General features: G+C 65.9%; 24 protein-coding genes. 15 read left to right on the top strand and 9 right to left on the bottom strand.

The window, feature by feature from the left end; genetic code table 11:
* Window positions 1-36: 36 nt before the first annotated feature.
* On the top strand, window positions 37-1,725 hold the full coding sequence (locus HDG39_RS23190) for an isovaleryl-CoA dehydrogenase (RefSeq protein ID WP_184008963.1): 1,689 nt from the start codon (window positions 37-39) through the stop codon (window positions 1,723-1,725).
* A 107-nt stretch (window positions 1,726-1,832) separates the two neighbouring features.
* Window positions 1,833-3,251: a coniferyl aldehyde dehydrogenase gene (locus tag HDG39_RS23185; RefSeq protein ID WP_184008961.1), complete on the top strand. Its 1,419-nt coding sequence runs from the start codon at window positions 1,833-1,835 to the stop codon at window positions 3,249-3,251.
* A 672-nt stretch (window positions 3,252-3,923) separates the two neighbouring features.
* Here the strand turns inward: HDG39_RS23185 and HDG39_RS23180 are convergent.
* The 5 genes from HDG39_RS23180 to fliE form a co-directional block, all read right to left on the bottom strand.
* Entirely contained in the window at window positions 3,924-4,283 is a 360-nt protein-coding gene (locus tag HDG39_RS23180) for an EscU/YscU/HrcU family type III secretion system export apparatus switch protein (protein ID WP_184008959.1), read from the bottom strand.
* Window positions 4,283-5,689: a flagellar hook-length control protein FliK gene (gene fliK, locus HDG39_RS23175; RefSeq protein WP_184008957.1), complete on the bottom strand. Its 1,407-nt coding sequence runs from the start codon at window positions 5,687-5,689 to the stop codon at window positions 4,283-4,285. Before fliK ends, HDG39_RS23180 begins: the two co-directional genes overlap by 1 nt.
* 106 nt (window positions 5,690-5,795) lie before the next feature.
* Window positions 5,796-6,122: a flagellar protein FliT gene (locus HDG39_RS23170; protein WP_184008955.1), complete on the bottom strand. Its 327-nt coding sequence runs from the start codon at window positions 6,120-6,122 to the stop codon at window positions 5,796-5,798.
* Window positions 6,119-6,553, bottom strand: coding sequence for a flagellar export chaperone FliS (gene fliS / locus HDG39_RS23165; protein ID WP_026225503.1), 435 nt, complete (start codon window positions 6,551-6,553; stop codon window positions 6,119-6,121). Before fliS ends, HDG39_RS23170 begins: the two co-directional genes overlap by 4 nt.
* Window positions 6,554-6,824: 271 nt before the next feature.
* Window positions 6,825-7,160 carry a flagellar hook-basal body complex protein FliE gene (gene fliE / locus HDG39_RS23160; RefSeq protein WP_184008953.1) on the bottom strand — a complete coding sequence of 112 codons (336 nt, stop codon included), beginning with the start codon at window positions 7,158-7,160 and terminating at the stop codon, window positions 6,825-6,827.
* Between the two features lie 236 nt (window positions 7,161-7,396).
* Between fliE and fliF the strand changes: the two genes are divergently transcribed.
* The 13 genes from fliF (at window position 7,397) to fliR (ending at window position 20,074) form a co-directional block, all read left to right on the top strand.
* Window positions 7,397-9,193, top strand: coding sequence for a flagellar basal-body MS-ring/collar protein FliF (gene fliF, locus HDG39_RS23155; RefSeq protein ID WP_184008951.1), 1,797 nt, complete (start codon window positions 7,397-7,399; stop codon window positions 9,191-9,193).
* Window positions 9,183-10,178 carry a flagellar motor switch protein FliG gene (fliG, locus tag HDG39_RS23150; RefSeq protein WP_184008949.1) on the top strand — a complete coding sequence of 332 codons (996 nt, stop codon included), beginning with the start codon at window positions 9,183-9,185 and terminating at the stop codon, window positions 10,176-10,178. The genes fliF and fliG overlap by 11 nt, the downstream gene beginning before the upstream one ends.
* Entirely contained in the window at window positions 10,171-10,854 is a 684-nt protein-coding gene (fliH, locus tag HDG39_RS23145) for a flagellar assembly protein FliH (protein WP_184008948.1), read from the top strand. Before fliG ends, fliH begins: the two co-directional genes overlap by 8 nt.
* Window positions 10,848-12,491 (top strand): flagellar protein export ATPase FliI, encoded by a 1,644-nt coding sequence (gene fliI, locus HDG39_RS23140; RefSeq protein ID WP_184008946.1) that lies wholly within the window; start codon window positions 10,848-10,850, stop codon window positions 12,489-12,491. The genes fliH and fliI overlap by 7 nt, the downstream gene beginning before the upstream one ends.
* 330 nt (window positions 12,492-12,821) lie before the next feature.
* Window positions 12,822-13,271 (top strand): flagellar export protein FliJ, encoded by a 450-nt coding sequence (gene fliJ / locus HDG39_RS23135; protein WP_184008944.1) that lies wholly within the window; start codon window positions 12,822-12,824, stop codon window positions 13,269-13,271.
* A gap of 61 nt (window positions 13,272-13,332) precedes the next feature.
* Window positions 13,333-14,862, top strand: coding sequence for a flagellar hook-length control protein FliK (locus HDG39_RS23130; protein ID WP_184008941.1), 1,530 nt, complete (start codon window positions 13,333-13,335; stop codon window positions 14,860-14,862).
* A gap of 758 nt (window positions 14,863-15,620) precedes the next feature.
* A complete protein-coding gene (gene fliL, locus HDG39_RS23125) occupies window positions 15,621-16,121 on the top strand; it encodes a flagellar basal body-associated protein FliL (protein ID WP_184008940.1) in 501 nt (166 codons plus the stop codon).
* 58 nt (window positions 16,122-16,179) lie between these two features.
* Window positions 16,180-17,178, top strand: coding sequence for a flagellar motor switch protein FliM (gene fliM / locus HDG39_RS23120; protein WP_018418751.1), 999 nt, complete (start codon window positions 16,180-16,182; stop codon window positions 17,176-17,178).
* On the top strand, window positions 17,171-17,635 hold the full coding sequence (gene fliN / locus HDG39_RS23115; protein ID WP_184008938.1) for a flagellar motor switch protein FliN: 465 nt from the start codon (window positions 17,171-17,173) through the stop codon (window positions 17,633-17,635). Before fliM ends, fliN begins: the two co-directional genes overlap by 8 nt.
* On the top strand, window positions 17,632-18,147 hold the full coding sequence (fliO, locus tag HDG39_RS23110) for a flagellar biosynthetic protein FliO (protein ID WP_018418753.1): 516 nt from the start codon (window positions 17,632-17,634) through the stop codon (window positions 18,145-18,147). The genes fliN and fliO overlap by 4 nt, the downstream gene beginning before the upstream one ends.
* The gene (gene fliP / locus HDG39_RS23105) at window positions 18,147-18,956 is read left to right on the top strand and encodes a flagellar type III secretion system pore protein FliP (RefSeq protein WP_018418754.1); all 810 of its coding nucleotides are present in this window, start codon (window positions 18,147-18,149) and stop codon (window positions 18,954-18,956) included. Before fliO ends, fliP begins: the two co-directional genes overlap by 1 nt.
* A gap of 34 nt (window positions 18,957-18,990) precedes the next feature.
* On the top strand, window positions 18,991-19,260 hold the full coding sequence (gene fliQ, locus HDG39_RS23100) for a flagellar biosynthesis protein FliQ (RefSeq protein WP_026225505.1): 270 nt from the start codon (window positions 18,991-18,993) through the stop codon (window positions 19,258-19,260).
* 31 nt (window positions 19,261-19,291) lie between these two features.
* On the top strand, window positions 19,292-20,074 hold the full coding sequence (gene fliR, locus HDG39_RS23095) for a flagellar biosynthetic protein FliR (RefSeq protein ID WP_184008936.1): 783 nt from the start codon (window positions 19,292-19,294) through the stop codon (window positions 20,072-20,074).
* Window positions 20,075-20,141: 67 nt separating this feature from the next.
* Here the strand turns inward: fliR and flgL are convergent, their stop codons facing one another.
* The 4 genes from flgL to flgJ all read right to left on the bottom strand — a co-directional run bounded on the left by flgL (window position 20,142) and on the right by flgJ (window position 25,723).
* Entirely contained in the window at window positions 20,142-21,368 is a 1,227-nt protein-coding gene (gene flgL, locus HDG39_RS23090) for a flagellar hook-associated protein FlgL (protein ID WP_184008934.1), read from the bottom strand.
* Between the two features lie 11 nt (window positions 21,369-21,379).
* Window positions 21,380-23,374, bottom strand: coding sequence for a flagellar hook-associated protein FlgK (gene flgK / locus HDG39_RS23085; RefSeq protein ID WP_184008932.1), 1,995 nt, complete (start codon window positions 23,372-23,374; stop codon window positions 21,380-21,382).
* 217 nt (window positions 23,375-23,591) lie between these two features.
* Entirely contained in the window at window positions 23,592-24,365 is a 774-nt protein-coding gene (locus tag HDG39_RS23080; protein WP_184008930.1) for a flagellar brake protein, read from the bottom strand.
* A 353-nt stretch (window positions 24,366-24,718) separates the two neighbouring features.
* A complete protein-coding gene (gene flgJ, locus HDG39_RS23075; RefSeq protein WP_184008928.1) occupies window positions 24,719-25,723 on the bottom strand; it encodes a flagellar assembly peptidoglycan hydrolase FlgJ in 1,005 nt (334 codons plus the stop codon).
* Between the last annotated feature and the right edge of the window lie 5 nt (window positions 25,724-25,728).

Here is a 25,728-nt window from a genome sequence, read left to right as displayed (position 1 = left end):
AAGCGGCGCACAATAGCGAAAGCACGGAGACAGCAGATGGAACGGCACGGCTTCGGCCAGACTCACGAGGTGACGAATCAGGCACCGCCGCTCGCGGACTACAACCTGTTCGCGAGCGACGCCGCTTTGAGCGCGGCCGTCGATCGCGACGGCGCGAGCTGGCATCGCGAGGCGCTGCTGCGACACGGCGCGACGCTGACGACGCCCGACACGCTCGCGCTCGCGGAGCTCGCCAACCGCCATACGCCGGAGCTGGTCACGCATAGTCCGCGCGGCGAGCGCATCGACGCGCTTGAGTTCCATCCCGCGTGGCATGAACTGCTGGCGCTGCTGCGCCGCGAAGGGCTACACGCGCTTCCGTTCGCCGAGCCGCGAAGCGGCGCGATGGCCGCGCGCTGCGCCGGCTACTTCATGCATGCGCAGATCGAATCCGGCTCGCTGTGCCCACCGACGATGACCTTCGCGAGCATTCCGGTGTTGCGGCGCGAATCCACGTTGTTCGGCACGCTGCGCGACCAGTTGTACACACGCGAGCACGATCCGCGCGACGTGCCGCTCACGCAAAAGCGCTCGGCGATGATCGGCATGGGCATGACCGAGAAACAGGGCGGCTCCGACGTGCGCAGCAACCGGACGCGCGCCCATGCGTTCGACGGTGCCGGCGGACGCGGCGGCGCCTACCGGCTCGTCGGTCATAAATGGTTCTTCTCGGCGCCGCAGTGCGACGCGCATCTGGTGCTCGCGCGCACCGACGCGCACGAGGGGCTGTCGTGCTTTTTCGTGCCGCGCTTCGCGCCGGACGGCAGCAAGAACGCGGTGCAGATCCAGCGTCTGAAGGACAAGCTCGGCAATCGCTCCAACGCAAGCAGCGAAGTCGAATTTCTCGACGCGTACGGCGTGATGATTGGCGACGAAGGACGCGGCGTGCCGACCATCATCGAAATGGCGAGCTACACGCGGCTCGACTGCGTGATCGGCAGCGCCGCGCTGATGCGTGCCGCGCTCGTGCAGGCGGTCCATCATGCGCGGCATCGCAGCGCGTTCGGCCGGCACCTTGCCGAGCAGCCGCTGATGCGTAACGTGCTCGCCGATCTCGCGCTCGAATCCGAAGCGGCTACGGTGCTGTTCATGCGTCTCGCGCGCGCGTTCGAGGAATCCGCCGACGCGTCGTCGGCTTCATCGGCCGAACGCGCCTGGCGGCGCATCGTTACGCCTGCCGCGAAGTACTGGGTCTGCAAGCGCGCGCTCGAATTCACCGGCGAGGCGATGGAAGTCTGGGGCGGCAACGGCTACGTCGAAACCGGGCCGATGGCGCGCTTCTATCGCGAGGCGCCGGTCAACTCGATCTGGGAAGGCTCGGGCAACGTGATGTGCCTCGATGTGCTGCGCGCGATGGAGCGCGAGCCGCAGGCCGCGCAAGCGCTGTTCGCCGCCTGGCAGGACGTCGCGCGCGCGCATCCGGCGTTGGGCGCGGCACTCGCGCGCCTCGCCGCGACGCTGAACGGACCGGCCGAACAGCGCGAGGCGTCGGCACGACGTATCGCGCAGCAGATCGTGCTGATCGCGCAGGCGACGCTGCTCGCGCAGCACGCGCCCGCCGAGGTCGCCGACGCGTTCATCGCGACGCGTCTCGCCGACGGCTGCGGCGAAAGCGGCCGCGTGTACGGCACGCTGCCGGCCACGTTCGATCACGCGGCGATCGTCAAGCGCGCCTTTCCCCAGTAAGCGCGGCGGGCACGCAAACCCCGAGCGCACCGCTCGCAACTCCGACTCAACCTCGAACCAATAAGCGCGCTCGACGCGCACGGTCATCCATCTGGGAGTGGACTCACATGAAGAACGATGTGCCGGAGGTCGCCGCGCTCGAAGCACTGTTGCGCGATCAACGTCATGCGTATCTGCGCGTGCCGTATCCGTCGTGGGACACGCGCGCGACGCATCTGCGCGCGCTGCGCAAGCTGATGCTCGACAATCGCGACGCGCTCGCCGACGCGATGCACGCGGACTTCGGCAATCGCGCGAAGGAAGAAGTGCTGCTCGCCGAATTCCTGCTCGTGAAGGAAGAGATCGACGCCGCGCTGCGTCACGGCAAGCGCTGGATGAAAGCGCAGCGCCGCCGCACCAACAAGTGGCTGCTGCCGGCGCGCGCGAAGGTGGTGCCGCAGCCGCTCGGCGTGGTCGGCATCATCGTGCCGTGGAATTATCCGGTGCTGCTCGCGGTCGGCCCGTTGATCAGCGCGCTGACGGCCGGCAATCGCGCGATCATCAAGATGTCCGAGCTGACGCCGCGCACCTCGGCGCTATTCGAGCTGCTGATCGGTCAGACGTTCGCGCGCACTCACGTCGCGGTCGTCAACGGCGATGCGGCGCTCGCGGCCGCGTTCAGCGCGCTGCCGTTCGATCATTTGCTGTTCACCGGCTCGACGAAGGTCGGTCACGAAGTGATGCGCGCGGCAGCCGAGCATCTGACGCCGGTCACGCTCGAACTCGGCGGCAAGTCGCCGGCGCTGATCGGCGCGCATGCGCGTTTCGACAACGCGGTCGACAATCTGATCGCCGGCAAGACGCTGAACGCGGGGCAGACCTGTGTGGCGCCCGACTACGTGCTGGTGCCGCGCGGCAAGGAGCAGGCGTTCATCGAACGGGCGCGCGTGCGGATGGCGAGGATGTATCCGGACTTCGCGCAGAACCCGGATTACACGTCGATCATTTCTTCGCGGCACTTCGAGCGGCTCGAACGTCTCGCCGACGAAGCGCGGGCTGCGGGCGCGCAATTGCATGCGCTGACCAACGCGACGCCCGATGCCGCGAGGCGGCGCTTTCCTCTGATCGCCGTGACTGGCGCGCCGGACGAATGCGCGCTGATGCAGGAGGAGATTTTTGGGCCGCTGTTGCCGCTCGTGCCGTACGACACGCTCGACGACGCGATCGCGTGGATCAATGCGCGGCCGCGGCCGCTGGCGCTTTATCTCTATGCCGACGATGCGCGGACGGTTGAGCGTGTCACGCATGAAACGATCGCCGGCGGCATGGCGGTTAACGAGACGCTGATGCATCTGGCATGTGAGAGTTTGCCGTTCGGCGGGGTCGGGGCGAGTGGGATGGGGGCGTACCACGGGTATGAGGGGTTCGTTACTTTTTCCAAGATGAAGCCCGTGCTCGTGCAGGCGCGGCTGAATGCGCGCGGGTTGATCTCGCCACCGTACGGGAGACGCGTGAACGCGGTGTTGAAGGTGATGATGAGGTTCTGATTTAGCCCCTGGGCGGGGTGAGGCCTTTTTTGTCGTTGTTCTGGTGGTGTTGGCCTTTCCTTGCTTTGTTATCGGTCTATTAGCGTTGCCCCTGTGCGGGGCGGCACCTACTTTCTTTGCTGCTGCAAAGAAAGTAGGCAAAGAAGACAGCTCAAACCGCCAACTCTTAAGCGGGTCCCTCGGTCTGCATGAGGTAGTGGTGCATCTGGAATCCGTGCCCCCGCACATTCCGCCGTTCGTGACAAAGCCGTCATCCCTCCCACTCCGCACTACGTGCGTCGCGGACGGGTCTGCCTGGGAAACCAATGATTTGGCCCGCGCAGCGGGGCCCTCGGCTACGCCTCGGCGATGCGCCGAAACAACCGGTGGTTTGGGAACGAGGTTTCGGCGCGCGTAGCGCCGCCGGAAGAATGACGGCCTTGTCACTGGCGCCGAATGTGCGGGAGCACGGATTCCAGATGCACCACTACCTCATGCAGACCGAGGGACCCGCTTAAGAGTTGGCGGTTTGAGCTGTCTTCTTTGCCTACTTTCTTTGCAGCAGCAAAGAAAGTAGGTGCCGCCCCGCACAGGGGCAACGCTAATAGACCGATAACAAAGCAAGGAAAGGCCAACAAAGCCAGAACAACGACAAAAAAGCGCCCCGCCCTGCCAAAGGGCAAACACACACCTTCAGTGATCCGCAGTACTAGCACCGCCAGGCACATCAGTAGCAACAACATCAACCACATCCGGCGCGCCAGCGCCATTGCCCGGCTCAGCATCAGCCCCACTCTCGAGCCGATGCAACCAGGCCAGCAACTCGGCGACAGCCTGATAGAGCTGCGGTGGAATCCGCGCATCCAGATCGACCTGCATCAGCAGCGACACCATCTCGGGCGCCTCATGCACATACAGCCCAGCCTCCTTCGCGCGCTGCACGATCATCTCGGCGAGCAGCCCATACCCCTTGGCGACCACACGCGGGGCGGGCTCACCGCCATGAGAGTCATAAACAAGCGCAGCCGCGCTGCGACGATGGGTGCGGCTCATCAGATATCCCAATCGAAGTCGTCGTGCGATGCAGCGCCCGACGCCGACGTGGCCACAGCCGCCGACGCCGACCGTGCATACGCGCCCGCGGCCTGCGCACCCGCCGCGGAGGTGCCCGCCGCAGTAGTGCCAGGCACACCGCCGCCGATCTCGCGAATCGTCAATCCCTGCAGCTCGATCCCCGCCGCCGCGAGCCGCTGACGGAAACCGTCCCCCTGCGTCACGAGCCGCGCGGCGCCCCGCGGGCTCGCCTGCACGCGCGCGGTCAGCCGCGTGCCGGTCAGCGTCAGTTCGGCATCGACGGTGCCGAGCGTCGGCAGCGACAGCGTCAGGCGCGTGCGCCACGGCTGGTCGTCCTCGCTCGCGAGGCCGCCGCCGCTGCGGTCCCATTCGTCGCCATCCTGCTCGATCGTCCAGTCCAGACGCGCGCCGGGCCACGCCTCGCCGGTCCAGCGGAACTGTCCGGTCGCGAGCAGATCGAGCTGCTGGCGCACGAGCGGCACCGTCGCCGGATGCACCGCCGCCGCCATCGCCTGCGCGTTCTGCGACGAGCCGGCATCGGCCGCCTGGGACGCCGCGCTGTGCAGCCCCGCGTGTGTGGACTGGCCATTCAGGTCGGACACCGAGCTGGCCAGCAGCTCACCCGCGACGAGTCGCGCGGCCTGCGCGGTCAGGATCGACGGCATCGCGTGCATGACAGGGTTGTTCCCGGCAACGTTCGGCGCGCCGCGTGGCGTTGCCGCGGGGGCGCCGTTCGCCGAAGCGGACCGCGCGCTCGCGTCGCCAGCGTCGGCGCTCCAGTCGGGAGGCAATTGAGAATCTGCGACGAGCTGGTTCTGCGCCTCGTTCGCCAGTTGCGCCGGCGAACGCTGGCCAACCAGCCACGCCGCGAGATGCGCCTCGTAGAACAGGCCGGTGTCGGCGACCGTCTGTTGCAGCGCGGCCGCGAGCGCCGCGACCGGCACTTCGGTCGCCACCACGCTCGCGGTGGCGGCCGCGGTTGCGTTGGCGGCAGCGTTGGGATTGGTATTGCTGTTGGCAGCAGCGGCGGAATCGCCGGCAGCGAAATTGACCGATGCGGCGCCTGCCGCATCGGTCAGCGGCAAGCTTTCGATGGCGACGTCGAGCGCCGGCGCGGCCGCCCAGATCGGCGCGCGGCCGAGCACCGCCGGTGTGGCCTCGCCGCCTGAGTGCGCAATTGCATTCAGCGTCAGCGCGACGGCCGACAGCGCGGTTTGCGCGGACGACTGCGGCGCGGGCGTCACGTTCGCAGGCGCCGCCGGAACCGCGGTATCGACGCCGGCTGCGCCGGTCTGCGAGGTGGTCGCGGTTCCCGGCGCGATGCTGAGCAGGCTGTCGACCCGGCTCGACAGCACCGAAGCGAGGGCCGAATCGATTCCGTTCATGCCGGTTCCTTGGTCGCATCGGCGGCAACGCGCGCGATGCTCTGATTGCTCCGATCCTTCAGACGCGTGCGGCGTGGCGCCAGCTCACGCGCGCGCCCGCTCGCGCTCAGCGCGCTCCGTACAACTCCTTCAGCACGCGCGTCGACCGGCCGGCGAACAGCGCCGACAGATGCGCCATGCACGGATTGGCGAGGTCGCGGATCGCGGCGTCGTCGGCGAGGATCTGGCGGATCAGCGCGTACTTGCGCAGGCGTTCGGCCTCGTCGAGCTTGACGCCCACGTCGGCTTCGCGCAGCGCTTCGACGAGCTGCCGATACTCTTCCTGCAAGTGCGCCAGGTCGTTCCACAGTGCACGACGGGCCGCGATCAGCATGCGGCAGGACAGCGCGGCAACCGCCTCGTAGCGGGCAAAATATTCTGCGTTCGATGTCATCTCAGGCTTTCCGCGGCTGGCTGTGCTGCCACCCGCGCGATCTCCGGGGCTATCCCGATCCATGCCTCTTCGAGCGTCGCGAGCAGACGGTCCACCTCCACGAGCATCGCCTCGCTCTGATTGATATTGGCTTGCAACAGTCGACGCGCCATATAGTCGTACAAAGCATTGAGCCGTTCGGCGATTTCGCCGCCCACCTCGAGGTTGAGCGACTGCTGCAGCCCGCTTTCGATGATCCGGATCGCCTTGCTGATCGCCATGCCACGCTCGGCCACGTTGCCCTGCTGCAAATGCATGCGGCTTTGCGCGATCGCCTGACGTGCGCCCTGGTACAGCAACACGATCAGACGATGCGGACTTGCGCCCATCACGGATGTCTCGATGCCGACACGCGCATACGCGTTGGCTCCAGCGTGTCCTTGGGAAAACATCGGCGCTCCTCCTCTGATACTGGCTGCGGTTATGTCGTGGCGTGGCCGCGCGGCGCGTCGCCGCGCCGGTTGCTGACCTGTACTTGTGTTATCGGATGCGCGACGACAAAGCTTTAGTCCGGTGTAAGGAGGATCGAAAGCGCCGCTGGGCGGGCACGGAAAACACGGCACGAAGCCGCCGGCGCAAGCGCCGGCAGCGGCTTGCCGGATCGTCGGACGGGACTCGTGTGGACCTTCATTCAGTCTTTCAGGCAGACCTGCGCGATCCCGCTCAGATCGACAACTGCGCGATGTCGTTGTACGCGGCGACCAGCTTGTTGCGCACCTGCAGGCCGAACTGGAAACCGATATTGGCCTTCTGCATGTCGACCATCACGTCGTTCAGCGACACGTTCGACGCACCGAGCTCGAACGCCTGCGACTCGCCCACCGCCTTCTGCTGGTCGCCGCTGATCTTGTCGAGCGAGGCCTTCAGCGCCGCCGCGAAGTTGGTGGGCGTCGCCGCGCCGGATTGCTCCGCCGCCGGGGTCGCGTCGCCGGCCGCCTGCGCCGCCATCGCCTGCATCTGTTGCAGCGCCGACGATAGCGCGTTCACGGGCATGGTCATGTTTTCTCCGTTGGATGTGCGATCGGACCGCCGGACGGTGTACCGATCTGGACGAAAGCATAGCAGCGGCTCCTCGCGGAAAGTCCCGAAACTAGAGGGAAAACCCGGCTCTATTCAAGCAATCGGGTTGAGCGGCGCTGCGGATAATTTCAAAAGTGAAAGTCTCTGTCCGTCCGCCGAGCCCCGGCGCGGCATCACGGCAGAACGCCAAGGCATTTCCCGGAGAAACCCGACGCATGGATTCGTCAGCCAACTCGTTGATCAACCCCGACGCCCGTATGGGGCTCGCCGGCGCGCAGCCCGCTGCCGGTCAGGCCGGTAGCGGCCAGGCCGGCGGCACGGCCGACCTCGGTGGCCTGGGCGGCCTGGGAGGTATCGGCGGCAATTTCGGCCAGCGTCTGTCCGGACTCGCGCAGATGCGCGGCAACCCGCGCGCGCCGCTCGTGTTCGCGGTCGCGCTGCTGGTGGCGGTCGTCGCAGGCCTGTTCCTGTGGTCGCGCGCGCCCAGCTACAAGGTGCTCTACAGCAATCTGTCCGACCGCGACGGCGGCTCGATCATCACCGCGCTGCAGCAGGCCAATATTCCGTACAAGCTGTCGGAAAGCGGCAGCGCGATCCTCGTGCCGGCCGAGCAGGTCCACGAGATGCGCCTGCGCCTCGCATCGCAGGGGCTGCCGAAGAGTGGCTCGGTCGGCTTCGAGCTGATGGACAACCAGAAATTCGGCATCAGCCAGTTCGACGAGCAGATCAACTATCAGCGCGCGCTCGAAGGCGAACTCGAACGCACGATCGAAGCGATCTCGAGCGTCAAATCGGCGCGCGTGCATCTCGCGATTCCGAAGCCGAGCGTGTTCGTGCGCGACAAGGAAGCGCCGTCGGCGGCGGTGCTCGTGAACCTGTACCCGGGCCGCGTGCTCGACGAAGGGCAGGTCGTCGCGATTACGCACATGGTGGCCTCGGCGGTGCCGGAAATGCCGGTGCGCGGCGTGACGATCCTCGACCAGGACGGCAACCTGCTCACGCAGCCCGCCAATGGCAGCGGACTCGATGCGACCCAGCTGAAGTTCCGCCAGCAGATCGAGCGCAACACCCAGCAGCGCATCGACACGATCCTCGCGCCGCTGTTCGGCGCCGGCAACGCGCGCTCGCAGGTCAGCGCCGACATCGACTTCTCGCACAGCGAGCAGACCTCCGAGAACTACGGCCCGAACGGCAATCCGCAGCAGGCCGCGATCCGCAGCCAGCAGTCGAGCAGCGCCACTGAAATGTCACAAGGCGGCGCCTCGGGGGTGCCGGGCGCGCTGTCGAACCAGCCGCCGCAGCCGGCCTCCGCGCCGATCGTGGCGGGAAACGGCGCGAGCTCGGTCACCACGACGCCGGTCAGCGACCGCAAGGATTCGACCACCAACTACGAGCTCGACAAGACCGTGCGCCACGTCGACCAGCCGATGGGCGGCATCCGCCGGCTGTCGGTCGCGGTGGTCGTCAATTATCTGCGGGTCGTCGATCCGAAGGGTCACGTGACGATGCAGCCGGTCAGCGCCGACAAGCTCGCGCAGATCACCCAGCTCGTGAAGGACGCGATGGGCTTCGACGCGTCGCGCGGCGACTCGGTCAACGTGGTCAACAGCGCGTTTACCACCGAGCTCGACCCGAACGCCGACCTGCCGTGGTGGCGCACGCCCGACATGCTCGCGCTGTACAAGCAGATCGCGACGTACCTCGGCATCGGCGCGGTGGCCCTGTTCCTCTACTTCGTGATGGTGAAGCCGGCGTTGCGCCGCGCCTTCCCGCCGCCGCCCGAGCCCGTTGCCGCGCTGATGGCGCCCGACGAACCGGTGCTGCTCGACGGCGTCCCGGCCGAGGAGCGCGATGGCGCGGTGGTCGAAATCGAAGCGGATAGCGAGAAGCTCGCGCTCGAAAACGCGAAGCACAAATACGAGCGGAACCTGGAGTTCGCGCGCAGCATCGCGCGTCAGGATCCGAAGATCGTAGCAACCGTCGTCAAGAACTGGGTGTCCGATGAGCGCTGAAGGCGTAGTGAAGAGCGCGCTGCTGCTGATGTCGATCGGCGAGGAAGAGGCGGCGCAGGTGTTCAAGTTTCTGGGCCCCCGTGAGGTTCAGAAAATCGGCGTCGCGATGGCCGCGCTGAAGAACGTCACCCGCGAGCAGGTCGACGAGGTGCTGCAGGAGTTCGTGCGCGAGGCCGAGCAGCACACCGGCATGTCGCTCGATTCGAGCGATTACATCCGCTCCGTGCTGACCAAGGCGCTCGGCGACGACAAGGCCGGCGCGATCATCGACCGGATCCTGCAGGGCAGCGACACGAGCGGCATAGAAGGCCTGAAGTGGATGGATTCGGCGGCGGTCGCGGAACTGATCAAGAACGAGCATCCGCAGATCATCGCGACGATCCTCGTGCATCTCGACCGCGATCAGGCTTCGGAGATCGTCGGCTGTTTCACGGACCGGCTGCGCAACGACGTGCTGCTGCGGATCGCGACGCTCGACGGCATCCAGCCGGCCGCGCTGCGCGAGCTCGACGACGTGCTGACCGGCCTCTTGTCCGGCAGCGACAACCTGAAGCGCAGCCCGATGGGCGGTATCCGCACGGCGGCCGAGATTCTGAACTTCATGTCGAGCAACCACGAGGAAGGCGTCATCGAAAACGTGCGCCAGTACGACGCCGAGCTCGCGCAGAAGATCATCGACCAGATGTTCGTGTTCGAGAACCTGCTCGAGCTCGAAGACCGCGCGATCCAGCTGCTGCTGAAGGAAGTCGAATCCGAAGCGCTGATCATCTCGCTGAAGGGCGCGGCGCCCGCGCTGCGTCAGAAGTTCCTGTCGAACATGTCGCAGCGCGCGGCCGAGTTGCTCGCCGAAGACCTCGACGCACGCGGCCCGGTACGCGTGTCCGAAGTCGAGACGCAGCAGCGCCGCATCCTGCAGATCGTGCGCAACCTGGCCGAGAGCGGGCAGATCGTGATCGGCGGCAAGGCGGAAGACGCCTATGTCTGATCCGAACGCCCCGGCAAAGGAAAGCCTCTCGGCCTACCAGCGCTGGGAGATGGCGTCGTTCGACCCGGCTCCGCCGGCGCCGCCGCTGGCCGAACCCGAGTTCGACGAGCGCGCGTTCGAAGCCGAACTCGAGCACCGCCGCGAAGCCGCCCATGCACAGGGCGTCGCGTCCGGTCATGTGGCCGGCCAGGCGCTCGGCTATCAGGCGGGCTATGACCAGGGGCATGCGCAGGGTTTCGCGCAAGGCCAGACCGAGGCGCGCGAGGAAGCGATGCGGCTCGCCGCGCTCGCCGAAACCTTCAAGCGCGCGCTCGATGGCGCGCAGCACGCGATCTCCGAAACGCTGATCGCACTCGCGCTCGACATCGCGCAGCAGGTCGTGCGCCAGCACGTGCAGCACGACCCGACCGCACTGATCGCGGCCGCGCGCGAGGTACTCGCGGCCGAGCCCGCGCTCGCCGGCGCGCCGGCGCTGATCGTGAGTCCCGCCGATCTGCCGGTCGTCGAGGCGTATCTGCTCGAAGAATTGCAAACGCGCGGCTGGACCGTGCGCACCGATGCATCGGTCGAGCGTGGCGGTTGCCGCGCGCAGGCCGGCACCGGCGAGGTCGACGCGGGCATCGACACGCGCTGGCAGCGCGTCGCCGCCGCGCTCGGCAAGGTGAGCACGTGGTGAAGCCGACGCTCGACGAGATCCGCGCGAGCGATCTGACGCCGCTCGAACGCGAGCTCGCCTTGGCGTCGTTCGGCGCCGAGGCGCTGGCCGATGCCGAGTCGGCTGATATTCCGGAGCCCCCGGATGCGGCATGGCTCGCTCCTGCGAGCGCACATCCAGCGACAGGCGCGGCGGCGAGCCGCGAGTCCGCCGCGACGGACCACGCCGCGCGCAGTGCTTGCGCCGCTCACGCTCCGCACGCGCCGTCCTACGATCCCGCGCTCGACATCAATCCGCACATGCAGGCATGGCGCGGCCAGCTCGACGCGCTGCGCGCGCGCAACGCGATCGCGAAGCCGCTGCGCGCGTGCGGGCGTCTCACACGCGCGGCTGGTCTCGTGCTCGAAGCGGTCGGCCTGCGTCTGTCGGTCGGCGCCGAAGTGATGATCGAGTTGCCGCCCGGCAGTTCGCTGCCGATGGCCGAAGCCGAAGTGGTCGGCTTCTCCGGCGACAAGCTGTTCCTGATGCCGACCACCGAAGTGATCGGTCTGTTGCCCGGCGCGCGGGTCTTTCCGCTCGAAAGCGCGCCGATCGCCGACCCGCTCGCGGGCGCGAAGCGTCTGCCGGTCGGCTGGGAATTGCTCGGCCGCGTGCTCGACGCATCGGGCCGTCCGCTCGACGGGCTCGGCCCGCTCGGCACGCAAAAGGACGCGCCGCTGTCCGCGCCGGTCATCAATCCGCTCAATCGCGAGCCGATTCACAAGGTGCTCGACGTCGGCGTGCGCGCGATCAACTCGCTGTTGACCGTCGGTCGTGGTCAACGGATGGGGCTGTTCGCGGGTTCGGGCGTCGGTAAATCGGTGCTGCTCGGCACGATGGCGCGCTACACCAGCGCCGAGGTGATCGTGATCGGCCTGATCGGCGAACGTGGCCGCGAAGTGAAGGAGTTCATCGAACAGATTCTCGGCGAGGAAGGTTTGGCGCGCTCGGTCGTGATCGCCGCGCCGGCCGACGTGTCGCCGCTGTTGCGGATGCAGGCCGCCGCGTACTCGACCTCGCTCGCCGAATACTTCCGCGACCAGGGCAAGCACGTGCTGCTGCTAATGGATTCGCTGACCCGTTACGCGATGGCGCAGCGCGAGATCGCGCTCGCGATCGGCGAGCCGCCCGCGACCAAGGGTTATCCGCCGTCGGTGTTCGCGAAGCTGCCGGCGCTCGTCGAGCGCACCGGCAACGGACCGGCGGGCGGCGGCTCGATCACCGCGTTCTACACGGTGCTCACCGAAGGCGACGACCAGCAGGACCCGATCGCCGACTCGGCGCGCGCGATTCTCGACGGCCACATCGTGCTGTCGCGCTCGCTCGCCGAAGCCGGCCACTACCCTGCGATCGATATCGAAGCGTCGATTAGCAGGGCAATGACCGCGCTGATCGACGATAACCATCTGAATAAAACGCGTATGTTCAAGCAGATGCTGTCGCGCTATCAGCGCAACCGCGATCTGATCAACGTCGGCGCGTATTCGAGCGGGCGCGACGCGGTGCTCGATCGCGCGATCGCGCTGTATCCGCGGATGGAAGCGTTCCTGCAGCAAGGCTTTCGCGAGTGCGCGAACTTCCAGCCGAGCATCGACATGCTGAACGCGCTGTTTGCTTAGGGTCTGTTTACATATGGAACGCACGTGCGAATGCCCGCTATCGGCCGTCCCCCAAGGGGACTTCCTTCGGGGCGCAGGGCAAGGAGTAAGGAGCGCTGCGTGGCCTCGCCACGTGAGCGACGCGCGACGCCGCCATGCGGCCGATAGCGGGCATTCCCCTGAAATGAATTCCAGGCAATGGGGTTGCCGCGAGAAGGGCCGCTCGCTGCGTCATGCTCCTTGCGAATACGTCGAGTATTCGCGGCGTCGCAGTCCTTGCGAGCGGCCCTTCTCGCGGCAACGCACGTGCGTTCCATATGTAAACAGACCCTGGGGCCGAGGAGGCTGACGATGTCGAAACATTTTCCGATCAAGACGCTGATCGGTCTCGCGCAGGACGACGTGGACGCCGCCGCGCAGCGGCTCGGCCGCGCGCAGCGCGAGCGCAACGACGTACAGGCGCAACTCGATGCGCTCGTGCAGTACCGCGACGAATACTACGCACGCTTCATGGAGAGCGCGCAGTCGGGCATGCCGGCCGGCAACATGCGCAACTTCCAGGCGTTCGTCGACACGCTCGATGCCGCTATCGAGCAGCAGCGCAGCCTGCTGGCGGCGGCGAGCGCGCGCCTCGAGGCGGCGAAGCCCGACTGGCAGCGCCACAAGCAGAAGCTCGGCTCGTACGAAGTGCTGCAGGCGCGCGGCGAAGCGGCCGAGGCGAAGGTTGCGGCGCGGCGCGAACAGCGCGACGCCGACGAATATGCCGCGCGGAGTCTGCGCATGCGAGCCGACGGCGCGTGAGGCCTTGCCTCGCGGCTAACGCCCTACGGCACACCCGTTCGACCGATTCACAGGATTCTTTATGTCGCTTCTTTCACAGATCGGCTCCCAACTGAGCACGCTGCTCGACACGAGCGGCAATGGGTCGAGCAGCGCGGCCGCGAACGCCGCGGGCTCGAGCCCGTTCGCGCAGACCTTGCAGCAAAGCATCGACCAGCAGAACAGCGCGAATCAACAGCAGACCAGTTCAGCGACGGCGTCGCATGCCTCGGCGTCGAGCGCGCCCAGCGCGCCGCCGCCAGCGTCCGCTCCCGCTTCCTCGCAGCAGAGCGCGAGCGGCAGCCAGAACGGCAACGGCACAGCGAGCAACGCGGCCAGCAGCAGCGCGTCATCGCCGTCGTCCACGGCGCCGACGACACCAACGCAGCAGGCCTCGAACAGCCAGACGACCGCGACGCAAGCCAGGCAGAAAGACACCAAGGCGCAAACCGACGCTGGCGCGCTCGCCGCCGCTGCGGCTGCCGCCCAGGCTCAGGCGCAAGCGCAGGCACAGGCCGTCGCCAATAACGCCGACTCGAGCGCCACCACCACGACCGATGCCGCAAGCTCCGCCGCCGATGCGGTGAGCGCGCTGGCCGGCACGGCCACGGGCGCGCTCGCGGCCGCCGCGGCAAGCAGGAAAGGCGCGGTCGATCCGAAGTCGCTGCAGGATGCGTTGCAGAGTGCGCTGTCCGCGCTGTCGAGCGGCCAGGGCGCGGTGCCCGCGGCCGCGCTTGCTGGCGGCGCGGCCGCGAAAGCCGCGAGTGTGTCGAGCGCGGCGGGCGGCTTGGGCAACACGAAAAACGGCCTGAACGGCACGTCGGACGACAAGACGCTCGCGAGCGGCCTGTTCGGCAACGGCAAGGGCGCCTCGACGACCCACACGACGTCGACGGCGACGGCCGCCGCGACCGCGCTGGCCGATCCGTCGGCAGCGAAGTCGGCCGCCGATGCGTTGAGCGCCACGGCCGCGACGAGCGGCCAGGCGGACAACCTCGCATCGGCGCGCAGCGCGTCCGAGGCGGCGAACGCCGCGCTGGCCGCGACGCAGGCGGCAGCGAACGCCGCGAGCACGACGGCGGCAGCGCAGAGTACGGGCAATGCGAGCGCGGCCGCCGCCGCGAATGCGTTGACGCCGCAGGTCGGCACGAGCGACTGGGAAGACGCGCTGAGCCAGAAGGTGGTGTTTTTGTCGAATGCGCATTCGCAGAGTGCTGAGCTGACGCTCAATCCGAAGGATCTGGGGCCGTTGCAGGTCGTGTTGCAGGTGGCGGATAACCATGCGCATGCGCTGTTCGTTTCGCAGCACCAGTCGGTGCGGGAGGCGGTCGAGGCGGCGTTGCCGAAGCTTCGCGAGGCGATGGAGTCGAATGGGATTGGGCTTGGCAGTGCGAGTGTGAGTGATGGGTTTGCGCGGCAGAGCGGGCAACAACAGCAGGGCGCTGGCGCGGGTGGGGGGAAGAGGGGCAGTGGTGGTGGTGCCCTTGCAGGGGACAGCTCGGTGGAGTCCAGCGATGCCATCGGGAGTGTTGCCGTGCGGCAGCAGGTTGGACTGGTCGATACGTTTGCCTGAAGCGAGGCGGGGCGCTTTTTTTTTGTCGTTGTTCTGGCTTTGTTGGCCTTTCCTTGCTTTGTTATCGGTCTATTAGCGTTGCCCCTGTGCGGGGCGGCACCTACTTTCTTTGCTGCTGCAAAGAAAGTAGGCAAAGAAGACAGCTCAAACCGCCAACTCTTAAGCGGGTCCCCTGGCTTGGAAGGGGTAGTGGTGCATCTGGAATCCGGGCCGCCGCACATTCCCCGTTCGTGACAAAGCCGTCATCCCTCCCACTCCGCACTACGTGCGTCGCGGACGGGTCCGCCAGGGAAACCAATGGTTTTGCCCGCGCAGCGGGGACCCTCGGCTGCGCCTCGGCGATGCGCCGAAACAACCGGTGGTTTGGGAACGGGGTTTCGGCGCGCGCAGCGCCGCCGGAAGAATGACTGCCTTGTCATTGGCGCGGAATGTGCGCGAGCACGGATTCCAGATGCACCACTACCTCATGCAGACCGAGGGACCCGCTTAAGAGTTGGCGGTTTTAGCTGTCTTCTTTGCCTACTTTCTTTGCAGCAGCAAAGAAAGTAGGTGCCGCCCCGCACAGGGGCAACGCTAATAGACCGATAAGACAGCAAGGAAAGGCCAACAAAGCCAGAACAACGACAAAAAAAAACCCAAAAACCAGAAACGGCCAGAAATAGCCAGAAATAGCCCTTCTTTTCGACCCATAGCGCCGCAGGCAAATCAACAACAATCACCCTAACCCTTACTAGGCCAGCAACAAGCTGGCAACCCAAATGGCAACCACGACCGCCCCGCAACAAGCCGCGCCCGCCTCGCCGGGCCCCATGAAGCGCATTATCCTGATCGTCCTCATTGCGCTGATCGCCGCGGGCGCTGCCGGTGCCGGCGTGTGGTTCTTCCTGTCGAAGCGCGCACCCGTCGCCGTATCGGCCGAAGCCGCGCCGGCGCAATCCGCCGTGCCGCTGTTCTTCCCGCTCGAATCGATGACCGTCAACCTGCAATCGGACGACGGCCAGCAACACTTCCTGCGCATCGGCCTCACGCTGAAGCTCGGCGACGCCGTCACCCAGCAGGCGCTCACCGATCACATGCCGGAAGTGCGCAGCCGCATCCTGCTCGCGCTGTCGAACAAGCACCCCGAAGAACTCGCGCCGCTCGAAGGCAAGCGCGCGCTCGCCGAAGAGCTGAAGACGCTGATCACCGCGCCGACCGACAAGAGCGTCGCACCGATCCGCGTGCAGGACGTGCTGTTCACTGAATTCGTCGTGCAGTGACGTGACGTTGTTTAGCGCTGCCACCATCAATCGCCAAGGGACGCACGAGGAATAAGCAATGGGCCACGAAGAGTTCATGTCCCAGGAGGAGGTCGATGCCCTTCTGAAGGGCGTCACCGGCGAATCCGACACGGAATCCGAGCAAAACGACCGCACGGGCGTGCGCCCGTACAACATCGCGACGCAGGAACGTATCGTCCGCGGCCGGATGCCGGGCCTCGAAATCATCAACGACCGCTTCGCGCGCCTGTTGCGCGTCGGCATTTTCAACTTCATGCGGCGCTCGGCGGAAATTTCCGTCGGCCCGGTGAAGGTGCAAAAGTACAGCGAGTTCACGCGCAACCTGCCGATCCCGACCAACCTGAACCTGGTCCACGTGAAGCCGCTGCGCGGCACGTCGCTGTTCGTGTTCGATCCGAACCTCGTGTTCTTCGTGGTCGACAACCTGTTCGGCGGCGACGGTCGTTTCCATACGCGCGTCGAAGGACGCGATTTCACGCAGACCGAGCAGCGCATCATCACGAAGCTGCTCAATCTGACGTTCGAGCACTACGCGGCGTCGTGGAAGAGCGTGCGTCCGCTGCAGTTCGAATACGTGCGCTCGGAAATGCACACGCAGTTCGCCAACGTCGCGACGCCGAACGAAATCGTCATCGTCACGCAGTTCTCGATCGAGTTCGGCTCGACGGGCGGCACGCTGCACATCTGCATGCCCTACTCGATGATCGAGCCGATCCGCGACATTCTCTCGTCGCCGATCCAGGGCGAGGCGGTGGACGTCGACCGACGCTGGGTGCGCGTGCTGTCGCAGCAGGTGCAGGCCGCCGAAGTGCAGCTGAGCGCCGATCTCGCGCAGGTGCCGGTCACGTTCGAACAGATCCTGAACATGCGCAAAGGCGATGTTCTGCCGATCAACATCCCCGAGCACATCACCGCGAAAGTAGACGGCGTGCCGGTGATGGAATGCGGCTACGGAATTTTCAATGGTCAGTACGCGTTGCGGGTCCAGAAGATGATCAGCGCAGCCGACACGATGAAGGAAGGTGGATATGAGTGACCTGAACGCAAAGCCCGAGACCGATCTCGCGGCAGCCGAGCAACTCGCCGCCGGCGAGCTGTCCGTCGCGGAAGACGACGCGGCGATGGCCGACTGGGCAAGCGCGCTCGCGGAGCAGAACGGCAACGACGAAATCAACCCGGCCGCGGGCGCCGTGTTCCAGCCGCTGTCGAAGGCCGCGCCGACCTCGACGCACAACGACATCGACATGATCCTGGACATTCCCGTCCAGATGACGGTCGAACTCGGCCGCACCAAGATCGCGATCCGCAATCTGCTGCAGCTCGCGCAGGGCTCGGTCGTCGAACTCGACGGCATGGCCGGCGAGCCGATGGACGTGCTCGTCAACGGCTGCCTGATCGCGCAGGGCGAGGTGGTGGTCGTCAACGACAAGTTCGGTATCCGGCTGACCGACATCATCACGCCGTCCGAACGCATCCGGAAACTCAATCGATGAACCGTTTGGCAGGTCGCGGCGTGCTGCTCGCGTCGCTTTTCGCGTCCACCGTCGCGCACGCCGCCGACATGAACGCGGTCAACAACGCCGCGAAGATCGCCTCGGGTGTCGGCGCGGGTAGCGCGGTGCCGGCGCTCGGCGTCGGCGCGGTCCTGCAAACCTTCGTCGGGCTGGCGGTCGTGATCGGCCTCGTGTTCGGCTGCGCGTGGCTCGCGCGACGCTTCGGCCTGCAACCGGGCCAGCGCGGCGGTCTGGTGAAGACGGTCGGCGGCGCTTCGCTCGGTGGCAAGGAACGCGTCGCGGTCGTCGAGATCGGCGATACGTGGCTCGTGCTCGGCGCCGCGCCCGGCAACGTGCGGCTGCTGCATACGATGCCGGCGGGTTCCGTCTCGGCCGATACGGTTGCCGCTTCGCCAGCACCGCTTTCCGGCACTTTTGGTCAACGCTTTCGCGACGCCCTGAAAAGCGAAGTGGGCAAACGTTTCAACGCGCACGGCGGCGGGGATCGGTAATGCAGGTCAGTTTCAGGCAGTCAGGCTGGTTCTTCACGCTTACGCGCCGTGCGGGGCGGGCGCTCCCCGCAGCGCTTCAACTCGCGCTGCCGGCACTGCTGTTCGCGCTGCCGACGCTGTCTTTCGCGCAAACCGCCGGCCTGCCGGCGTTCACGACGAGCCCCGGCCCCAACGGCGGCACGACCTACTCGCTGAGCGTGCAGACGATGCTGCTGCTCACGATGCTGTCGTTCCTCCCAGCGATGGTGCTGATGATGACGAGCTTCACGCGCATCGTGATCGTGTTGTCGCTGCTGCGCCAGGCGCTCGGCACGACCACGACGCCGCCGAACCAGGTGCTCGTCGGTCTCGCGCTGTTTCTGACGCTGTTCGTGATGTCGCCGGTGCTCGATAAAGCCTATAACGAAGGTTACAAGCCGTTCTCCGAAGGCACGATGTCGATGGATCAGGCGGTGGCGCGCGGCGTCGCGCCGTTCAAGACCTTCATGCTGCGTCAGACCCGCGAAAGCGACCTTGCGCTGTTCGCGCGCATCTCGCACGCGGCGCCGATGCAGGGGCCCGAAGACGTGCCGCTGTCGCTGCTGGTGCCGTCGTTCGTGACGAGCGAGCTGAAGACCGGCTTCACGATCGGCTTCACGATCTTCATTCCGTTCCTGATCATCGACATGGTGGTCGCGAGCGTGCTGATGTCGATGGGCATGATGATGGTGTCGCCGGCGACGATTTCGCTGCCGTTCAAGCTGATGCTGTTCGTGCTCGTCGACGGCTGGCAGTTGCTGCTCGGCTCGCTCGCGCAGAGCTTCGTCTGATATTTTTCCGCTCCTTGTTCTTCAGGCACTCACGATGACACCCGAAGCAGTCATGACGCTGGCCCACCAGGCCATGTACGTCAGCCTCGTGCTGGCCGCCCCGCTGCTGCTCGTCGCGCTCGTCGTCGGTCTGGTCGTGAGCCTGTTCCAGGCGGCCACGCAGATCAACGAAAGCACGCTGTCGTTCATCCCGAAGCTGCTCGCGATCGCGCTCACGCTGGTGATCGCCGGACCTTGGATGCTGACCACGATGCTCGACTATTTGCGCCACACGATCACCAGCATTCCGACGCTCGTCAACTGAGCGCCGCTGGCACCTCCGCTCTCCCCACTCCATGTTCACGGTCACCTACGCGCAACTGAACGTCTGGCTGACCGCGTTCCTGTGGCCGTTCGCGCGCATCGCCGCGCTGATCGCGACCGCACCGGTGCTCGGCAACACGTCGCTGCCCTCGCGCGTGAAAATCGGTCTCGCCGCGTTCACGACGATCATCGTCGCCCCGACGATCGGCGCGCTGCCGCAGGTCACCGTGTTTTCCGCGGCCGGCGTGTGGATTCTCGTCAACCAGTTCCTGATCGGCATCGCGCTCGGCGTGACGATGCAGGTCGTGTTCCAGGCGGTCGACGCGACCGGCTACTTCATCGGCCTCGGCATGGGCCTTGGCTTCGCGACCTTCTTCGACCAGCAGGCGACCGGCTCGGGCGTCGTGATCTCACGCTACATGACGACGATCGCGACGCTGGTGTTTCTCGCCGTCGACGGTCATCTGCAGATGATCGCCGCGCTCGTGACGACGTTCCAGTCGGTGCCGGTGTCGGCGAATCTGCTTGCGCCGCACGGTTGGCAGACGCTCGCGAACTGGGGCGGCTCGATCTTCTCGGCGGGGCTGCTGCTCGCGTTGCCGGTCGTCGTCGCACTGCTGATCGCGAACCTCGCGCTCGGCATTCTCAATCGCGCGGCGCCGCAGATCGGCGTGTTCCAGATCGGCTTTCCGCTGACGATGCTGGTCGGCCTGCTGCTCGTGCAGCTGATGCTGCCGAACATGATCCCATTCTTCGTGCACTTGTTCGATAGCGGCATCGATGAGATGGGACGGGTCGCGGCGGCGCTGGGATAACGCCGAAAATCGCGGACATAAAAAAACCGGCTCGCGCCGGTTTCTTTATTGCGCCGCCGCAGCGGCATCAGCCGTTGATGTACTGGAACAGCGACATGTTCTGGATCTGCACGAAAGCTTGCTGCGAAGCCTGCAAGGCCGCCTGCTCCATCGTGTACTTGCTGATCGTCGAGACCATGTCGGTCTGAGTCAGGTCCGCGAGATCGCTTTGCGTTTGCAGTGAGTTGGTCTCCGTAACCGTTTGCAGCGCCTTGACTTCCTGCTCGCGGCCGCCGACCGATGCCTGCACCGCGGTGACGTTGTTCAGCGTGTTGCCAAGCTGCGACAGGCCCGTATTCAACGAGTTCTGCAGCTTCGCCGAGGCCGCGGGGTTGCCGCTCACCGGCTGCTGGAGCGCGGCGATCATCGCGTTCAGGTTCGCGAACACGTTGGTGCCCGCCTGGTTGGCCGGCTGCACCGTGAATTTGTCGTTGGCGGCCGGCGTGCCTGTGATTTCGACAGTCTGGCCCGCGATCGTGATGCCCGAGCCCGCCGTGTACGGCTGCACCGTACCCGCGACGCCGGTCGTCGTGTCAGTGACCGTGTAGGTGAGGGAGCTGCCGCTGCCGCTGAACTTGATCTGGTACGAGTCGGCGTTCCCCGCGTTGGTCGGATCGTTGACCGACACCGCACCGATCACGCCGGTGCCGGTATTGGCCGGGTCGCCCGAGGCGATCGGCTGCGCATTGGTCGCGCCGACGCTCATGAACACCGACAACCCGTTGTCACCGGTCGAGACCGCGTTGCTATCGGTGACCTGCACGGTGCGCGTGCCCGTGTCGCCCGTATAGGTGACGTTGCCGGCCGCATCGGTCGTGAAGGCCTGGGTCGAATTCTGGAAACCGGCGAACAGCGCATTGCCGGAGCTGTCGGTCGAATTCGCGTAGGTGACGAGCTGGTCGCGCAGGGTGGTCAGCTGTGCGGCGATCGCCGTGCGGTCGGCGTCGTTCAAACCGCCGTCGCCGGCGCGCAGACCTAACGTGTTCGCGCTTTGCAACGTCGTGATGACGGTGGAGAGCGTCGAGTCCTCGGCCTGCAACGACGTGAGCGCCGCGTTCTGGTTCGTCGTGTACTGCGACAGCGCGGACGCCGTCGAGCTGAGCTGCACGGCCTGCGCGGCGCCGAGCGGATTGTCGGCGGGCGTGGTCAGGCTTTGGCCGCTCGAGATTTCCTGATAGATCTGCGACAACTGAGCCTGCTGATTGCTCATGTTCGCGACGTTCATGCTGAAGTACTGCTGGGTCGAAATTCGCATGGTTCAACGCCTTACGAGAAGATGCCAAGCAAAGTCTGGAACAGCGTCTGCGCCGTCTGGATGACCTTGCTGTTGGCCTGATAGAGCTGCTGGTACTGAAGCAGGTTGGCCGCTTCCTCATTGATATTGACGCCCGACACCGACTGCTGCGCCGACGTGATCTGCGTGACGAGCGTGCTTTGCGCGGTCGCCGACGTCTGGATCTGCGTGGTCTGGTTGCCGATGTTGTTGACGTAGCTCGCGTACGCGCCCGTCAGCGTCGAGGTGCCGCCGTTGAGCACCTGCGCCGAAGTCAGGTTCGACAGCAGTTGCGCGTTGCGGCCGTCGTTGGTCGCGCCGGTGTTCGGTCCGATCGTGAACGAGTCGCCGTTGGCAGGCGTGCCGCTGATCGTGACCGTCACGTTGTTCATCACGCCCGCGCTCGCCGAATTGCTCGGGTTGGTGATCGTCAGCGTCGCGCCCGAGCTCGGCGAGTATGGCACCGCGGTCGTCGCCGAGCTGATCGTGTACTGCGTGGACGGCGAGCCGGCGACTGTCACCACCGTGCCGACCGGGAAGCCGGTCAGGCCGGTGCCCGCGGTGTAAGTGATCGTCGAGGTGCTGGTCGGCGCGCTGTAGCCGGCAGATACCGTGCCTTGCGTGATCGTCCCGGTGCCGGTGTTCGACGTCGACGCCGACGCGAGCACCGGCGCCGCGGCCGCGATTGCCGACGCCGAAGTGGTGGTCAGCGCGAAGCCGTCGAGCGCGCCGCGGGTCGGTTCGACCGAGAACGAGTCGCCGGCCTTCATCGTGCCGCTCGCGACCGAGAACTGCAGGCCGCCGATCGGGTTGGTCAGGTTCGCCGCCGAACCGACGATGCTGCCGGTCTGGTTGTCGGTCAGCGTGTAGCTGCTGCCGTTGTACGACAGCGTGTAGTCGCCCGTGGTCGGCTGGGTCGCGTCGGCGAACGAGACACCGAGCGTAGCGTTGCCGGTGTTCTGCGAGTTCGCGTACACGGTCGGCGAGCCGACCGTGAACAGCGCGCCGCCCGCGGTGCCGTTCAGCGTCAGGCCGAGTTCGTTCTGCGCATTGACCTGCGCGGCGAAGCTGGTCGCGATTGCACCGAGTTGCGCCTCGGCCGGATCGAGCGTTTGCGAGCGGAATTGCAGCAGTCCGCCCAGCGTGCCGCCGGACACGCTCGTGTCGGACAGCGTCTGCGGCGTCGGTGTCGGCTTTGCCCCGGCCTGGCCGAGATACTGGACCGACAGCTCGCTCGGATCACCCGACGAAGTCGCCGTGCCGAGATTGAAGCTGTTGCCGGCCAGCACGAGCGGCTGTCCGCTCGACATGAACAGGCTATAGCTGCCGTTGTCCTGCACGACCGACACGCCGATCAGCTGGGACAGGTTCGACACCGCCTGGTCGCGTTCGTCGAGCAGCTGGTTCGGCGGCTGGCCCTGGTTGCTCGCCTGCGTGATCTGGGTATTCAGCGACGCGATCTGCGCGGTGTAGGTGTTGATCTGCGTAACAGAGTTGCTCAGCTGCGTGTTGACGCTCGAGCGCAACTGGTCGTACTGCTGGCCCGCCGCGTTGATCTGGTTCGCGAGCGTCTGCGCGTCGCTGATCGCGGTCTGCCGCGTCGACACGCTCGATGCGTTGTTGGCGACGTTCTGCAGCCCCGTGAAGTAACCGCTGATCGCGCTCGCAATCCCGGCGGTCGGACTGCCGACGAGGTTGTTGAGCTGGGTGATCATCGTGTTGTACGCGGTGAGCGCGCTGCTCGACGACTGCGCGTCGTTCAGCTGGGTCGTCAGGTACTGGCTGTACGCGCGCGTCACGGTGTCGGTGGAGACGCCCATCGGCAGGTAGCCGGAGCCGGTATACGTGCCGATCGTCTCCGAATACACCGGGGTTTCCATCGTATAGCCGGGTGTCGACGCGTTGCTGATGTTCTCACCAGTCGTCGTCAAACCCCATTGGGCCGCGTTGAGTCCGCTAAGGCCGATATTCAACAGATTGCTGGACATGCGTCATCCTGAAGGGCGGCGTCGCAGACATGCCACCGCGTTAGTGGAACATCCTCTTTAACGGCCCACCGTGCGAAAAATTGAGGGCCATTCCACTTCGTTTGCGCGACGTTGCCGCGCCATTGCCTCCGACGCGAGTGCAACGTTTGCTTCGTCGGCCAAAGCGTTCGCGCGGTACCAGGCGTCAAGCGCACGGCACCGCGCATTGGCTCGCCGCTCAGCGCGCCAGCGAGCGGCGCTTCATTTCGAGCTGCGTGATCAGCCGCTGCAGCGTGTTTTCCGTGCTGCCCGGCAGCGACAGGAAACGGAAGCCGAGCTGATAGCGCTGCGTGCCGTTCGGCAGCGCGAGCGAGCGATGCGACACGAGCTGCAGATCGAGCGACAGACGGCCGAGCGCGCCGAGCGTGAGCTCGCAGTCCATCAGGCGCGCGCCCATCGGCAGCTCGGCGACGCGCAGGTCGGTCGTGCGCATCCCGACGCCGCCGAGCGACAGGTCGTGCACCTCGAAGCGGAACGTGTCGCCGTCGGGCAGGCGGCCCGTGCACATGAACGGGTCGAGAATCGGCGCGGCGACGCGGAAGTACTCGCGGCGCTGCACGTAGAACAGCACCTCGGGGAAGTCGGCCTCGAACGCCGGCATTCCCTCGAAGCGCGTCTCGCGTGGCGTCGGCGTCGTGAACTCGACGCGCACGCCGTCCGGCGACGCGTGGAACTGGCAGCGCGGCGCGTTGAGCAGCACCTTGTTCTGATCGGCAAGCGCGCCCCAATCGAAGGTGAAGGTGCGCTCGCGCACGTCGACGTCGAGCAGGCGCGTGACGATCTGCCCGCCCGCATATTCGACGGTGAGGAAATCGCCGCGATTGACGATATTGCGCAGCTGCACGCCGATCTCCAGCGGATTGCGGCGGCCGAAATCGGAAGCGCTCTCGTTTTGCGGGACGTGCGGCTGAGCGTTCGTGTCAGTCAGGCCGTTCGACTGGTTCATATCCATGGGCTTGCCGGTAAGCATGTTCTTGCGGGCACGTGCCAGGGCCTAGCCATGGACTCTGAAGGTCTTCATGCAAAGCCGCAACACACGCGTTCGACCGGACCTTACAGCGCTATTCCGGTATCGGGTCTAACTCGTTAGCGGCAACATCGAACCAAAATTTAGGGGCGCAATTTAAATATTCGCCGGAAAATTTCGCGCAAACGTTAAAAGCGTATCCGCCCTATTTCCCGCGACCTTGCTCGCCCCGGACCATGCGGAGCTTTTTACCGATGCCGGTTTTCTGCTGATTTTGTCGCCGATTTTACCGATACCTTTAAAGCCGCTTTAATGCCCGTCGTGTGCGTTATTTTCAATCAGCCCATTTTCTGCATGATCGACAGCAGCTTTTTTGCGTAATGCGGATCGGTTGCATAACCGGCGCGCTGCATGCCGTTCGCAAAACCGTTCACGTCGCGCGACGAATTGATCACCTGCGCGTAACGCGGATTGCTCTTCAACATGCTCGCGTAATCGGTCATCGCTTCCTCATACGAGTCGTATGCGCGGAATTTCTCGACCGTGCGATGCGGCTTGCCGTTCACGTATTCGGTCGTGACCGTCGACACGGTCTTGCCGGTCCAGTCGTTGCCCGCCTTGATGCCGAACACGTTGTGGCTCGCCGAGCCGTCGGCCTTCTTGATCTCGCTCTTGCCCCAGCCCGATTCGAGCGCGGCCTGACCGATGATGAAGCGCGCCGGAATGCCGGTCGCCGCGCTCGCGGCCTGCGCCGGCGCGGCGAGCTTGTCGACGAAGGCGTCGACCTTCGACGAGCTGCCGTCGCCGCGCACCGGCGGCGTCAGCGCGCTATTGGCCGAGTAGGCGCGGCCGAGCGCGAGCTGGCCGTTGGACTGGGCGTTGCCATAAGCACGCGCGAGCGCGTTGAGCGCCGCGCTCTGGCCTTCGTCGCCGCCGCTACCGCCGCCGAGCGCGTTGGCCATGCCGGCGAGACCGCCCGCCGCGCCCGTGCCGTTCGCGCCACCCACCTGCATGCCCTGGTTGCGCATCAGCTGCTTGAGCATCGCGTCGGCGACGCCGATGCCCTTCTTCGATAGCTGCTGCGCCATCTGCTGATCCATCATCGACGTGAACGTCGCCGTGTCGTGCGAATCGAACGGACCGTCCTGCGGCGTCGCATCGCGCATGCTCTTCAACATCATCTGCGTGAACACGGCGTCGAACTGCTGCGCGGCCATCTTCATGCCGGCTTGCGGCGAGGCTTTTGCCTGCGCGCTGAGTGCGCCGAAGCCCTGCACGTCGAGCGCGAACCGGCTGGTCAGATCGTTGGCGGAGTTGACGCTATTGGTCGTATCGGAATTCATCTCGC

This window comes from Paraburkholderia lebeckiae (assembly GCF_014201005.1).
In the GTDB taxonomy this organism is placed as follows: Bacteria; Pseudomonadota; Gammaproteobacteria; order Burkholderiales; family Burkholderiaceae; genus Paraburkholderia; species Paraburkholderia tuberum.
Note: the sequence above shows the minus strand (reverse complement) of the source record. Positions and strands in the feature narration are given on the sequence as shown.